A 14,200-nucleotide genomic window follows, 5' to 3' on the forward strand; every position below is an offset into this window, starting at 1 on the left:
CTAACCAAAAACTTGCCAAAAGCTTGACGGATGCTGTTGAAAAAAGCGCCCCTCGGCTTGCCGAGAGGCGCTGACGCGATGTGCTGTAACGCGCTGGGTGGCGCTGTGGCGATTAGAAGTCGGCGTTGCCCACGGTACGCGGGTGCGGCAGGACGTCGCGGATGTTGCCCACGCCGGTGAGGTACATCACCAAGCGCTCGAAGCCCAGACCGTAGCCGGCGTGCTTGCAGGAACCGTAGCGGCGCAGGTCAAGGTAGTACTTGTACTGCTCGGGATTCATGCCCAGATCCTTGATGCGGGCCTCGAGCAGATCCAGGCGCTCCTCGCGCTGGGAGCCGCCGATAATCTCGCCGATACCGGGAACCAGGCAGTCGGCGGCGGCGACGGTCTTGCCGTCCTCGTTCATGCGCATGTAGAACGCCTTGATCTCGGCAGGGTAGTCGGTTACGAAGGTCGGGCGCTTAAAGTGCTCTTCGGTCAGGAAACGCTCGTGCTCGGTCTGCAGGTCGATGCCCCAGCTCACGGGATAGTCAAACTTGTGGCCGGCGGCGACGGCCTGCTCCAGGATCTCGACGGCCTCGGTGTAGGTAACGCGGGCAAAGTCGGAGTTTGCCACGTGGTCCAGGCGCTCGATCAGGCCCTTGTCCACAAACTTGTTGAGCATGTTGAGCTCGTCGGGGCAGGTGGCCATAACGTCCTTAAGGACGTACTTGAGCATGGCCTCGGCGTTATCCATGTAGTCGTTAAGGTCGGCAAAGGCCATCTCGGGCTCGATCATCCAAAACTCGGCGGCGTGACGCGTGGTGTTGGAGTTTTCGGCGCGGAAGGTGGGGCCAAAGGTGTACACGTCGCCAAAGGCCATGGCAAAGTTCTCGGCATTGAGCTGACCGGACACGGTGAGGCTCGCATGCTTACCAAAGAAGTCCTGGCTCCAGTCGACCTCGCCGGACTCGGTGAGGGGCGGATTTTTGGGGTCGAGCGTGGTCACGCGGAACATCTCGCCGGCACCCTCGCAGTCACTCGTGGTGATGATGGGGGTGTTGACGTAGACAAAGCCCTGCTCCTGGAAGAACCGGTGGATGGCGGCAGCCGCGACAGAGCGGATGCGGAACACGGCGCGGAACAGGTTAGTGCGCGGGCGCAGGTGCTGCTGGGTGCGCAGGAACTCGACGGTTGCGCGCTTCTTCTGCAGCGGGTAATCCGGGGCGCTCGTGCCCTCGACCTCGATGGAGGTGGCAGAAAGCTCGAAGGGCTGGGGCGCATCGGGGGTCAGTTTGACGGTGCCAGTGCAAATGAGTGCGGCCGAGACGTTTTGGTGGGCGATTTCGTCGTAGTTGTCGAGCGCCTCGCGGTTCATGACGACCTGCAGGTCGCGGAAGCAGCTGCCGTCGTTGAGCGTAACAAAGCCAAAGTTCTTCATGTCGCGGACGGACTTGACCCAGCCGGCGACAGTGACGGTCTGGCCGCCGAGCGACTCGGCATCGGCATAGAGCTGCGCGATTTTGGTGCGGTTCACGTATCCTCCCATAGCGGTTGAATGATAGTTATCCATACAGTTCGATATTCTAGCAGCTCGGCTCATTTGGGCTATACAGATAAGGCATTGGCGGGATGGTTTTTCAAACGAAAAGCGCCCGCGGCCAAATGGTCGCGGGCGCTTGACGAGGTGCCTTTTGGCTGTGTGGCACGGGGCCTGGCTACTTGGTCTTGGCTACCAGCAGTGGGTCGCCAAGCTTGACGAGCGGGTTGCCGCCGATAAGCGTTCCAGACTCGCCGACATGGTCGATGCTCTTAAGACGATCGAGCTCGGAGACGATGACGGTCACGATGTCCTCGTGACCGGCGGCCTTAATAGCCTCGCGGTCGAAGCTGATGAGCGGCTGGCCTGCCTTGACCACATCGCCCATCTCGACAAAGCGGGCAAAACCCTTGCCGTTCATTTCCACGGTGCCCAGGCCAACATGGATGAACACGCGAAGACCGTCCTCGGTGATCATGCCGATGGAGTGGTTGGTGACGGTGGTGGCGCCGATGCGGCCGTTGGCGGGCGCATAGATGGTGCCGGTGATGGGCTCGATGCCATAGCCCTGACCGAGCATGCCCGCGGCGATGGTCTCATCGGGAACCTCGTCCAGATTGACGAGTACGCCGTTGACAGGGGCATAGATGACGCCTTCGCGGGTAGCGAAGCTTGCTGAGGGCGGAACGGACGCCTCGCCCGACGAAGTGAACGTGGACTTGAGCGAATCGAGCAGACCCATAGTTGCCTCCAACGTATCAAGCGCGCCTGTTGCACGCGTGTAATGTAGCCGGAAACGTTACGTATGTGTTTCCCGGCACGGTCAGCGTCCCTATTTTACGCTGTGAAACGATAGTGCTGAGCTGGGATTATGTGATATATCAGTTGAAAGGGAACTTATTGCGGGAGTGTTTCTGCGCCGTGGGTCCAACTGGGGTACGCTTGAGGACGAAAAAATAGTGCGCACGAATTGCGCGAAGGGAGCACCAATTGATTATCGAGAGTCATGCGCTGTGGGGCGAGGAGCCGACTGAGGAGTATCCGGCGACGTTTACCTATTTGGGCGCCGAGCCGCTGCCTGATAAGCCTAATGGTCGTCGCCCGGCAGCGATCATCTGCGGCGGAGGCGCGTTTACGCACATCGCTCCGCATGAGCAAGATCCGGTGGCGTTTGCGTTTTTGGATCACGGGTACCAGGCTTTTGTGCTCAACTATGTGACAAGCGGCACGGGCGACGTGAGTTTTCCGCACCCGCAGGCCGATCTTGCCAAGATGGTCGCCACGGTGCGCGCTAATGCCGACGAATGGCATGTCGACCCCAAGCGCGTGTGCGTCGTGGGCTTTTCGGCGGGCGGCATGATTTGTGCCTCGTTAGCAACGCAGTGGAAGACCGGTCCCTTTGCGGCGCTTGCCGGGGTGCGTCCGGATGATATTCGCCCCGATGCCGTGGTGCTGGGCTATCCATTGCTCGACCTTGCCTATGTGCGCGACATGCAGACGCGCGATCCGCGCATTGACCTGCGCGTGCCCAAGACGGGCGGCAAGACGGGACGTGATTTGCTTAACGACTACCTGTCGATGGTGACGGGCGGTGAGGCAACCGACGAACACTTGGCCGACATCTGCCCCACCACGCATGTTTCGCGCCAGATGCCGCCGACCTTTGTGTGGGGCGTGTCCGACGACAAGACGGCGCCGATCGCGCAGGTCTACCCGTTTGCGCAGCGCATGGCCGAGGAGGGCGTCGCATGCGAGATGCACGTCTTTGACCAGGGCGGCCACGGCCTTTCGCTCGGCAACGCCAACACCGCAGTCGACAACGAGGACAAGCAGGTGGCGGTCCGTCCTTGGATTCGTCTAGCCTTCCGCTTCCTCGAGCGTCACGGGTTTTAGTTACGGCGTTTTACCAAACGCCGTAACTGCTCGACGCTGCAAGTCCGCTAGGGCGGCAATCTGCCTTTCAACTTCGGCGGCATAACCAGAAGGTCAATGCCGCCTCGTTTCAAGGCACCTTGCTCGCTCTGGCGGGTTTTCGCTGTCGGTTCCAAGAACATCGAGGTAGTCATTGGGGACGTTCTTAAGCGACTAGTCGAAAGGGACACTCTTGCGGCACTTGGCACTCGGGGACGTTCCTTTTGTGCCGGCACTTGGGGACGGTCCTTGCACCGATCTGTCGATTGAACATCGTTGCATGTTCGCGCTATCATGCATGGTTAAAAATGGTTAGCCATGGCAAACGGTTAGCCACGGTGAACATAAAAACAACGCCCTGTGGGCGCCGGGGGAGGAACACGGACGTGAAGCTCGATACACTCGAGATTGGAAAGGACGCCGTTGTCGCATCGGTGGCATCGGACGATCAGGCACTCCGACAGCATATTTTGGACATGGGTCTAACGCCGGGCACCGAAGTCACCATGATGAAGTACGCCCCTATGGGCGACCCGCTCGAGATTCGTCTGCGTGGCTACGAGCTGACGCTGCGCAAGGACGATGCCGCTCGCATTGAGCTCGTGGGCATCCACGACACCGATACGGGTCCGCGCGTGAACGCCGCTATTGGCACAACGGAGCACCCGGCCCTCGGCGAGGGGACGTATTCGCCCCGCGCGGCAAAGACGGCCGTGCCCGAGGGCGCGCCGCTGCACTTTGCCCTCGCCGGCAACCAAAACTGCGGCAAGACCACGCTGTTCAACCAACTGACGGGCTCCAACCAGCACGTCGGTAACTTTCCCGGCGTGACGGTCGACCGCAAAGACGGCACCATCCGCAACCATCCCGAGGCAAGCGTTACCGACCTGCCCGGCATTTACTCCCTGTCGCCGTACACGGGCGAAGAGATTGTGAGCCGCCAGTTTATCCTGGACGAGCATCCCGACGCCATCATCGACATCATCGACGCTACTAATATTGAACGCAACCTGTACCTAACGCTGCAGCTTATGGAGCTCGATCGCCCCATGGTCATCGCGCTCAACATGATGGACGAGGTGACGGCCAACGGCGGCGCCGTGGACGTCAACCTGCTCGAGAGCCTGTTGGGCGTGCCTGTTGTCCCCATTAGCGCTGCCCGCAACGAGGGCATCGGCGAGTTGGTGGATCATGCCTTGCACGTGGCGCGGTTCCGTGAGCGCCCCGGTCGCCTGGACTTCTGTGCGCCCGATGGCCCGGACGGCGGAGCCCTGCACCGCTGCATCCACGGTATCGCCAACCTTATCGAGGACCATGCCGTGACGGCGCATATCCCGGTGCGTTTTGCGGCGACCAAGCTGGTTGAGGGCGACGAGCTGGTGACGGAGGCGCTTCACCTGGACCGCAACGAGCTCGACGCCATCGAGCACATTATTTCCCAGATGGAGGGCGAGGCCGGCACCGACCGCCTGTCCGCGCTGGCCGATATGCGCTTTAGCTTTATCGGCGACGTGTGCGGGCGCTGCGTCGTCAAGCCGCACGAGAGCCGCGAGCACGTGCGTTCCGTCAAGATCGACCGCATCCTGACGGGTCGCTACACGGCCATTCCGGCGTTCCTGGTAATTATGGGCCTCGTCTTTTGGCTGACGTTTGGCGTGATCGGCGCAGCGCTGCAGGGACTCTTGGAGGACGGCATCGCTGCCATCATCGCTTCGGCCGATGCGGGCCTCAAAGCGTTCGGCACCAACGACGTGGTGCGCTCGCTGGCTGTCGACGGCGTGCTCACAGGCGTGGGCAGCGTGCTCACCTTCCTGCCGATTATCGTCGTGCTCTTCTTGTTCCTCTCCATTTTGGAGGACTCGGGCTACATGGCGCGCGTGGCCTTTGTCATGGATAAGGTGCTGCGCCGCTTTGGCCTGTCGGGTCGCAGCTTCGTGCCCATGCTCGTCGGTTTTGGCTGCACCGTGCCGGCTATCATGTCGACCCGCACGTTGCCGTCCGAGCACGACCGCAAGATGACCGTCATGCTCACGCCGTTCATGAGCTGCTCGGCCAAGCTGCCGGTCTACGGTCTGCTGTGCGGGGCGTTTTTCCCACAGGCGACGGTTCCCGCTATGGTCTCGCTTTATCTGATCGGCATTGCGGTTGGTTGCATCGCGGCTTTGGTGCTTAACCGCACGGCATTTAAGGGCGACCCGGTGCCGTTTATCATGGAGCTTCCCAATTACCGCCTACCGAGCGTCAAGACGACGGTGATGCTGGCATGGGATAAGGCCAAGGACTTTATTACCAAGGCCTTTACCATTATCTTTGCCGCTACCGTGGTCATCTGGTTCCTTCAGACGTTCGACATTCGCTTTAATGTGGTCGCCGATCAGTCGCAGAGCCTACTTGCCGGTCTGGGTAGCATTATCGCACCGGCGCTGACGCCGCTTGGGTTTGGCGACTGGCGTGCATCCACGGCGCTTGTTACTGGACTTATCGCCAAGGAGAGCGTTATCTCGACCCTCACGGTGCTTTTGGGTACAACCTCGCCCGCGGCACTGTCGACCATGTTCTCGCCGTTTACCGCCTACGTGTTCCTGGTCTTTACACTGCTGTACCCGCCTTGTGTGGCGGCAATCGGCGCCGTCAAGAGCGAGTTGGGCGCGCGCTATGCCGTGGCCGTGTTCGCGTTTCAAGTGATAGTCGCCTGGATCGTGGCATTTGTCGTGCATTCGGCGGGCATATTGCTGGGGTTGGCTTAGTTATGTATTGACGGCGCAACCTCTGTGTATCGAATTGTTTTCGGCCCTGCATCTGTACTGACGGATGCGGGGCCGTTGCTATATAATCGCCCACCGCTCAAGATAATCGGAGAGGTTTTCCTATATGGCTCAAACAAAGCAAGATGGCATCTCGCTCAAGCAGTGGCTCCCGCTTATCGGGCTCGCCTGTTGCGCGTTCGTGTTCAACACGTCGGAGTTTATGCCCATCGGCCTTCTGACTGATATCGCCGCGTCGTTCTCGCTCACCGAGGCCCAAGCCGGCATCATGATTTCGGTCTATGCCTGGGGCGTCATGCTGCTGTCGCTGCCACTCATGGTGTTTGCCTCGCGCTTTGAGTTCAAGCGTATGCTGCTCGGCGTGCTCGCCGTGTTTTCTCTGGGTCAGTTCCTGTCTGCTGTGGCACCGACATATCCCATCCTGGTCTGTGCGCGCCTGGTGGTCGCTTGCGCACATGCCGTGTTCTGGTCGGTCGCCTCGATTATGGCCTCGCGCCTGGTTGACGCCCGCCACGGGGCGCTCGCCATCAGCATGATCGCCACGGGCTCGTCTATCGCGCAGATTTTCGGCCTGCCCCTCGGTCGTGCCATCGGCCTGGCCGTGGGCTGGCGCATGACGTTCGCCGCGGTCGGGGCCTTCTCTGCCGCCGCGGTGGTGTACCAGGCCGCGGTGTTTCCGGCCATGCCGGCGGGTGAGCGCTTTACCGTTAAGCAGCTGCCCGAGCTGCTCAAGAACCCGTTCCTGATCGCGCTCTACGCGGTCACGGTCTTTATGGCGACCGGCTATTACGCAAGCTACAGCTATATCGAGCCCTTCCTGGCGCAGGTCGCACACGTCGATGCGGGCGCCATCACCATGACGCTGACGGCGTTTGGCTGTTCTGGTCTGCTCGGAAGCTGGCTGTTTGGCCGCCTGTTCGATGGGCATCGCTTCCCGTTCTTGGCTATCACGCTCTCCGGCGTGCCGGTGGCTCTGCTGCTTATGGCCCCCGCAGCCTCGGCACTCGTGTTGGTGCTTGCCGTCTGCGCACTATGGGGCTGCTGCGCCACGGCCTTTAACGTGGCGTTTCAGGCCGAGCTCATCAAGTACACGCCGGCGGACTCGTCGGCCGTCGCCATGTCGATCTTCTCGGGCCTGTTTAACCTTGGTATCGGCACGGGCACCGCGATCGGCGGAGCCGTGGCGTCGGGCCCCGGTATCGCCTGGATCGGCTACGCGGGCGGCACGATTGCCGTCGTGGGCGTCATCCTCGCCATCACCGTGCTGTTCCCGGCCATACGCCGCGCAAAGCCTGTCGCCTAACCACACCCCCTCATCAGTTGCGGCGGAATGCGGACTGGATTGGGTAGCTAAAAAAGCCCCGTCCCAAATTAGCTACCCTGCTGGGCATACAATGGATGTCGTTGTGTTGAGCTTACCGGGAGGCTGTTATGTGGGCATACGAGACGACGTTCTATCAGATCTATCCGCTGGGCTTTTGCGGGGCTCCGCGCGAAAACGCCGCGCCTGTTGCCGAGGATGAGCTCTTCCAAGCTGCCGGTACCGCGCCCAATCCCGATGCCCCCATCATGAAAATCGCCCAATGGGCCGATTACCTGCAGGAGTTCGGTATCGGTGCCGTGTTGATCAACCCTCCGCTTGAGTCCGATAGCCATGGCTACGATACGCGCAGCCTGCGCCATATCGACCGCCGCCTGGGTGGAGATGCCGATTTTGCCGCCGTATGCGAGACACTGCACGCCCATGGCATCCGCGTGGTGCTCGATGCGGTCTTCAACCATGTGGGCCGTGGCTTTTGGGCCTTCCGCGATGTGCAGGAGCGCAAGTGGGACTCGCCCTACAAGGACTGGTTCCACATTAGCTTTGACGGCGAATCCTGCTATGGCGACGGCTTTTGGTACGAGGGCTGGGAGGGCCATTTTGAGCTCGTGAAGCTCAACCTGCAAAATCCTGCCGTAGTCGATTACCTGCTCGAGTCTGTGCGCCGTTGGGCCGATGACTTTGGCATCGACGGCCTGCGCCTGGACGTCGCCTACATGCTCGACCGCGACTTTATGCGCCGCCTGCACTCCTTTACCCGCGAGCTCAAGCCCGACTTTGTACTGATCGGCGAGACGCTCCACGGCGACTACAACCAGATCGTCAACGACGAGATGCTCGACTCCTGCACCAACTACGAGTGCTACAAGGGCCTGTATTCCAGCTTTAACTCAGTCAATATGTTCGAGATCGCCCATTCGCTGCATCGCCAGTTTGGCTGCGACCCGTGGTGCATCTACCGCGGTAAACACCTGCTGAGCTTTGTCGACAACCACGACGTACCGCGCCTGGCGAGCATTCTCACCGACAAGCGCTGTCTGCGTCCCGCCTATGCCATGCTGCTTGGTATGCCGGGCATTCCGTGCGTCTACTATGGCAGCGAGTGGGGGATTGCCGGCGAAAAGGGCGGACCCGATGGCGACTGGGCGCTGCGACCCGCACTCGACGAGCCCGCGCCTAACGAGCTGACAGGCTTTATTGCGCAGCTTGCACACCTGCGCTCGACAAACGATGCGGCGGCACGCGCTCTCAACTACGGCGCGTACCGTAACGTGGTGATTCAAAACAAGCAGCTGCTGTTCGAGCGTGCCTGCGACGACGCCACGGTGCTCGTGGCGGTGAATGCCGTGGACGAGACCTATTCCTTTACAGCCGGCGAGCTCAACGGGTCCTTTGTCGACCTGCTTGTCGACGACGCGCCCGCGGTCGAGCTGGCGGGCACGCTTGAGCTTGCGCCCTATGAGGTGCGTTATCTGCTGAGGGTCTAGCCCATGCCTGCGTCTGACGAGGGCTATCAACATATTGAGCATGGGTTTGAGCCCGTGTTCGACCGGCACTCGCGCGTTTTGGTGCTCGGGTCGTTCCCCTCGGTGCTTTCGCGCGCCAATGCCTTTTACTATGGCAACCCTCAGAACCGCTTTTGGCGCGTGATAGCGGCATGCCTCGGTGCGCCTGTGCCACCCAATGAGGGCGATCCTTTGGCGGACGGTACGCCGGCGACACTCGACGCCTCGATTGCCGCCAAGCGATTCATGCTCCTCGACGGCGGCGTAGCCCTGTGGGATGTGATCGAGAGCTGCGATATCAAGGGCTCGAGTGACGCTAGTATTCGTAACGTCGTGCCGGCACACATCGAGCTCATCACCAGCAGCGTGTCCATTGAGCAGGTAATATGCAACGGTGGCACGGCGGGGCGCCTCTACAAGCGCTATCTACAGGAGCGGACGGGCCTGCCCGCTGTCATATTGCCGTCAACAAGTCCCGCTAACGCGGCCTGGCGCCTGGAGCGCCTCGTTGAGTGCTGGCGCGAGGCCGTTGACTGGGGTGCTCGATAATTTAGATAGTTGATTGAGCACGGGTGCCGAGACGTTTGATGATGGCGTGCCAGATTGGCGTGGGCACGGCGGGCTTGGCGAAAACCACGCCATCTGCTGTGACATCCCCGGTGTCGCCGCCGCCGAGTCGTTGGGCGTGCTCAACCGAGCAGCCCATGCGCACGGCGCCTACCAGCTTATCCATCGCTTCGGAAAACGGCCGTCGCAGAAGTCCCATGCGTGGGGAATGGTGAAGCGCCGCGATGCCGCTGCCGGCACAGATGACAACGCCGCCGCACCACGTTAGCCTACGGAGTTCGCAAGCTTGGCGCAGGCACTCGATATACCGGTGCGCCTCCTCGGTGCGCCCACAGGTGGCTTGAACGACGACATAGACGCGCGTTCCCGTATTGCCAAAGCGATCGAGTGCTTGTTGAGCGGCGGATGCCGCCTCATCGTTGGGCTTATCCGTAATCGCGAGCACAATGCCATCGACGGCGGCATCGGCGTCATTCGCCTTCAAGTCGACCGGGCGGGGGAGCGCGGTGCCGGAAAGCCGGGCATAGGCCGCGATGGCATCCTGCAGGTCCCAGAGCAAAAACTCAAGATCGGCGCTATTGGGAATACTGACGTATGCAATCTTCTGCAGTGTTTTGGGCTTATTGCCCTGCGGGTCTGTCTCCATGCCGCCTCCTTTCCGGTTCGTTTCCGTTTAGGTTACACCGTCTGGCGGCGCCTCGCCGCGCTATCCTAGTGCAACCCTTACGAAAGGAACGCCATGCGCCTGCCCATGAATACCTCGCTTGCCACGCTCAAGCCTTCCGGCATCCGCCGGATCAACGCGCTCGCCGCTCAGCACCCGGGGTGCATCGCGCTCGCGCTTGGCGAGCCCGATTTTCCCACGCCCGATGTGATCAGCGCCGAGGTGGCCGCCTCGCTGGACCGCGGTGACACACACTATCCGCCCAACAACGGTCGCCCCGCCCTGCGCGAGGCGCTGTCTGCCTACATGGACGACGCGGGTCTTACGTTTTCTGCCGACGAGGTCATCCTGACCGACGGCGCGACCGAGGCCCTGTCGGCAACATTCATGGCTATGCTCAATCCCGGCGACGAGGTCATTATCCCCACGCCGGCCTTTGGCCTGTACGAGAGCATCGTCGTGGCCAACCACGCTAAGGCGATCTTTTTGGATACGGAGCCCGCGCAATTTCAAATTGACGAGGACGCCCTTCGCGCCTGCGTGACACCGGCGACTAAGGCCATCGTCATTTGCTCGCCCAACAATCCCACGGGCTGTATCCTCAACGCGGCTTCGCTCGACGCCGTGGCGCGCGCGGCGGAGCAGACGGGCATCTACGTGGTCTGCGACGACGTATACAACCGCCTGGTCTATGTGGATGGCTACGAGCGGTTTGCCCAGCGACACCCGGAGCTGCGTGATCAGACGGTGGTCATCGAGAGCTTTTCCAAACCCTGGGCCATGACCGGCTGGCGCTTGGGCTGGCTCGCAGCCGCAGCCCCCGTCATCGCCGAGATCGCAAAAGCTCACCAATACTTAGTATCGAGTGCCGTCTCCTTCGAAATGGACGCCGCAGCCAGAGCCCTCACCGTCGACCCAACCCCCATGCTCGAAGTCTACCGAGCCCGCCGCGAGCGCGTACTCGCAGCCTTAGACGCCATGGGCCTCGACGCAGTAGAACCAGCAGGAGCCTTCTACGCCTTCCCCAGCATCAAACAGTACGGCCTAACAAGCGAAGATTTCTGCATCAAAGCCATCAAAGAAGCAAACGTAGCCCTAGTCCCAGGCGACTGTTTCGGCTGCGAAGGCCACATCCGCCTAAGCTACTGCGTAAGCGACGAAAACCTAGACAAAGGCCTAAATCGCCTGTCCGCCTTCATTTCGACTTTGTAGTCCTCAGGAATGCAACACATCAGCCCACCGACATAAGGGTTATGCGTGGGGCGCGTCGCTCAACGGACACGAGGATTCGCAGCAAAGGCAACGTAGCTCCGGCCGGGAGGGGCAGGGCGAGTTTTCCGTAGATTCCGCACGAGCCGAAGGCCACTTAATGTGGCCTTCGTGCGAGCCCAGGACTTGACCGAGCGGAAAACTCGCCCTGCCCCTCCCGGTCGGAGCGTATGCAGGGTTTGTGTACGAATCCTCGCGCCCGTTGACCGACGCCGGGGTCCCCGCCATAATACTTTCGGTTCACGCACGAATCCGCTGCCAGAGACAGCCGGTGCAAACGGGCTTCGCCCGCAAGCTTAATGGGACATCCCGCCAGCCGAGGTGGTCGAGTAGATATGTCTTCTCGCCCCCGTCGCTCATGCAGCGCGGGGGCTTTCTTTTTGGACATGCCCCCGTCACGTCCTTGTGGCGGACCGTGCCCGGAAAGAATTCGAGGAGGTGTAATTCATGCCCCAGCAGTACAAAATCGACAAGGTTGCAGAGATCGAGTCCCGTATCGCCGAGAACGCCGGTCTGTTCGTCGTCAACTACAACGGTCTGACGGTTAAGCAGGCTCAGGAGCTGCGTCATCAGCTTCGCGAGTGCGGCGCCGAGATGAAGGTCTACAAGAACAACCTGGTCAAAATCGCTCTCAAGAACCAGGAGCAGCCCGAGCTCGACGAGATTCTCGCCGGCCCCGTCGCTTATGTGTTCTACGAGACCGAGCCGGTCGAGGCCGCTAAGGCCCTCAAGGACTTCTCTGCTAAGTCCAAGGGCGTCCTTGAGATCAAGGGCGGTATCTCCGACGGCAAGGCCGTTTCCGCTGATGATGTTAAGGCTATCGCCGAGCTGCCCACCAAGGATCAGCTTCTCGGCCAGATCGCCGGTCTCATCTCCGGTTTCGCTCGCGACATCGCTGTCTGCGTCAACGGCGTTTCCTCTGGTCTCGCTCGTTCGATCCAGCAGGTTTCCGAGCAGAAGGCAGCCTAGTCGCTGTTTTCACCCGCGGCGGCAACGCCGCACCCCTGGCGCATTCGCGCCGTGTTTTAACTGATCTCCGTGCACAGACACGGAAACCGAAAGGACTTAGAAATGGCTAAGCTTACCACCGATGAGATCATCGATGCTCTTAAGGAAATGACCCTTCTCGAGGCTTCCGAGCTCGTCAAGGCTATCGAGGACACCTTCGGCGTTTCCGCCGCTGCTCCTGCTGCCGTTGTCGCCGCTCCCGCTGCTGGCGCTGCTGAGGCCGAGGAGAAGACCGAGTTTGACGTCGTGCTCGAGGGCTTCGGCGACAACAAGATTCAGGTCATCAAGGCCGTCCGTGAGCTCACCAACCTTGGCCTGAAGGAGGCCAAGGAGGTCGTCGAGGGCGCTCCCAAGGCTGTTCTCGAGGGTGCCAAGAAGGAGGACGCCGAGGCTGCCAAGGAGAAGCTCGAGGCTGCTGGCGCTGCTGTCACCCTCAAGTAATCAGGCTTTCTCGCCAGATTTCTTTGCAGACGGGGTTCGCATTGCGAGCCCCGTCTTTTTTGTTTTTCGGTCCCTCGGCATCGGTTGCTCAAACTACCATGTTCTGTGATTTGCGTCGTATCGGGTGCCCTGCCGTTGGACAATAAAATTGCACCATTCGAGCAATAATTTGCGTTGACCTGCTGAAGAATTGTCTCTGCCTTGTAGCGACATGTAGTTCCAGCGGTAAGATGCTTGGGTATCGCAATTTGGTCTGCGGCTGTGTGCCGCACGCATGGGGCGCTTTTGCGCCTGCGAAAGGATCTTTGAATAACATGAAGGCAATCATCCCCGCCGCCGGTCTTGGCACGCGTTTTCTGCCTGGCACCAAGTGCACGCCCAAAGAGATGCTGCCGGTGCTCGACAAGCCCGTCATTCAGTACGTCGTCGAGGAGGCGCTCGAGCCCGAGGAGGTCGACGATGCCATCATCGTTACTTCTCCCGGTAAGCCCGAGCTGCTGAGCTACTTCCAGCCCGATCGCTCGCTCGAGAACCTGCTGCGCGAGCGCGGCAAGAACGCCTATGCCGATGCCGTAGCCCACGCTGGCGGTATGCCGGTCGACTTCCGTTATCAGTACGAGCCCAAGGGCCTCGGCCATGCTATCCGCTCTGCTGCCGACGCCGTGGCGGGGGAGAACTTCCTGGTTCTTCTGGGCGACTACGTTGTGCCTAACCGTGACATCTGCGACAAGATGCTCGCCGTTTCCAAGGAGCACGGTGGCGCTTCGGTTATCGCCGTCGCTGCTTGCTCGCCCGAGGAGGTCAGCCGCTACGGCGTTATCGCCGGTGAGCGCGTCGGTTCGCTCGAGGGTGCCGAGGACGTTGCCGATGCTGAGCCGGGCGCTGTCTGGCGTATCGGCGGTCTGGTCGAGAAGCCCGCTCCCGAGGCTGCTCCGTCCAACCTGTACATCGTCGGTCGTTACCTGCTGAGCCCGCTGGTCATGGACCTGCTTGCCGACCAGCAGGCCGGTAAGGGTGGCGAGATCCAGCTGACCGACGCCATGGCCCGTTCGCTCGACCGCGAGGCCATGTATGCCGTCGTCATCGACCCGCTGTCGGGCTACGACACCGGCACTCCCTCTGGCTGGATGGCCACCAACGCCCTCATGGCCGCAGACGACCCCCGCTTTGCCGATGCCTTCTGGGACGCCATCGACGAGCGCGGCGGTCTTAAGCGCAACTAGCACGTGC

At 61.0% G+C, this 14,200-nt stretch carries 12 protein-coding genes; 9 read left to right on the forward strand and 3 right to left on the reverse strand.

What is annotated here, in order from left to right:
- Positions 1 to 112: 112 nt before the first annotated feature.
- Together asnS and DWZ22_RS03505 are read right to left on the reverse strand one after the other, a co-directional pair.
- Entirely contained in the window at positions 113 to 1,516 is a 1,404-nt protein-coding gene (gene asnS, locus DWZ22_RS03500) for an asparagine--tRNA ligase (protein ID WP_118405447.1), read from the reverse strand.
- Between the two features lie 181 nt (positions 1,517 to 1,697).
- Entirely contained in the window at positions 1,698 to 2,261 is a 564-nt protein-coding gene (locus DWZ22_RS03505) for a PTS glucose transporter subunit IIA (protein ID WP_117743083.1), read from the reverse strand.
- Positions 2,262 to 2,509: 248 nt separating this feature from the next.
- Here DWZ22_RS03505 and DWZ22_RS03510 point away from each other — a divergent pair, with 248 nt between their 5' ends.
- From DWZ22_RS03510 to DWZ22_RS03530, 5 genes are all read left to right on the forward strand, one after another.
- A complete protein-coding gene (locus DWZ22_RS03510; RefSeq protein WP_118272907.1) occupies positions 2,510 to 3,412 on the forward strand; it encodes an alpha/beta hydrolase in 903 nt (300 codons plus the stop codon).
- A gap of 404 nt (positions 3,413 to 3,816) precedes the next feature.
- Positions 3,817 to 6,177, forward strand: coding sequence for a ferrous iron transport protein B (gene feoB, locus DWZ22_RS03515; RefSeq protein WP_118405448.1), 2,361 nt, complete (start codon positions 3,817 to 3,819; stop codon positions 6,175 to 6,177).
- A 124-nt stretch (positions 6,178 to 6,301) separates the two neighbouring features.
- Positions 6,302 to 7,498 carry an MFS transporter gene (locus DWZ22_RS03520; protein ID WP_118405449.1) on the forward strand — a complete coding sequence of 399 codons (1,197 nt, stop codon included), beginning with the start codon at positions 6,302 to 6,304 and terminating at the stop codon, positions 7,496 to 7,498.
- Between the two features lie 128 nt (positions 7,499 to 7,626).
- Complete coding sequence (locus tag DWZ22_RS03525; protein WP_118405450.1) at positions 7,627 to 9,003, forward strand: alpha-amylase family glycosyl hydrolase; 1,377 nt, start codon at positions 7,627 to 7,629, stop codon at positions 9,001 to 9,003.
- A 3-nt stretch (positions 9,004 to 9,006) separates the two neighbouring features.
- Positions 9,007 to 9,570: a uracil-DNA glycosylase family protein gene (locus DWZ22_RS03530; protein ID WP_118405451.1), complete on the forward strand. Its 564-nt coding sequence runs from the start codon at positions 9,007 to 9,009 to the stop codon at positions 9,568 to 9,570.
- Position 9,571: 1 nt separating this feature from the next.
- Here the strand turns inward: DWZ22_RS03530 and DWZ22_RS03535 are convergent, their stop codons facing one another.
- Positions 9,572 to 10,234 (reverse strand): hypothetical protein, encoded by a 663-nt coding sequence (locus tag DWZ22_RS03535; RefSeq protein ID WP_117743076.1) that lies wholly within the window; start codon positions 10,232 to 10,234, stop codon positions 9,572 to 9,574.
- A gap of 93 nt (positions 10,235 to 10,327) precedes the next feature.
- Here DWZ22_RS03535 and DWZ22_RS03540 point away from each other — a divergent pair, with 93 nt between their 5' ends.
- The 4 genes from DWZ22_RS03540 to DWZ22_RS03555 all read left to right on the forward strand — a co-directional run bounded on the left by DWZ22_RS03540 (position 10,328) and on the right by DWZ22_RS03555 (position 14,193).
- A complete protein-coding gene (locus DWZ22_RS03540) occupies positions 10,328 to 11,464 on the forward strand; it encodes a pyridoxal phosphate-dependent aminotransferase (RefSeq protein WP_118405452.1) in 1,137 nt (378 codons plus the stop codon).
- 504 nt (positions 11,465 to 11,968) lie between these two features.
- Positions 11,969 to 12,490, forward strand: a complete 522-nt coding sequence (rplJ, locus tag DWZ22_RS03545; RefSeq protein ID WP_089572500.1) for a 50S ribosomal protein L10 — start codon at positions 11,969 to 11,971, stop codon at positions 12,488 to 12,490.
- A gap of 102 nt (positions 12,491 to 12,592) precedes the next feature.
- Positions 12,593 to 12,970, forward strand: coding sequence for a 50S ribosomal protein L7/L12 (rplL, locus tag DWZ22_RS03550; protein WP_006235005.1), 378 nt, complete (start codon positions 12,593 to 12,595; stop codon positions 12,968 to 12,970).
- 314 nt (positions 12,971 to 13,284) lie between these two features.
- The gene (locus DWZ22_RS03555) at positions 13,285 to 14,193 is read left to right on the forward strand and encodes a UTP--glucose-1-phosphate uridylyltransferase (protein WP_118405453.1); all 909 of its coding nucleotides are present in this window, start codon (positions 13,285 to 13,287) and stop codon (positions 14,191 to 14,193) included.
- Positions 14,194 to 14,200 lie beyond the last annotated feature (7 nt).

This window comes from Collinsella sp. AF31-11, assembly GCF_003475605.1.
In the GTDB taxonomy this organism is placed as follows: Bacteria; Actinomycetota; Coriobacteriia; order Coriobacteriales; family Coriobacteriaceae; genus Collinsella.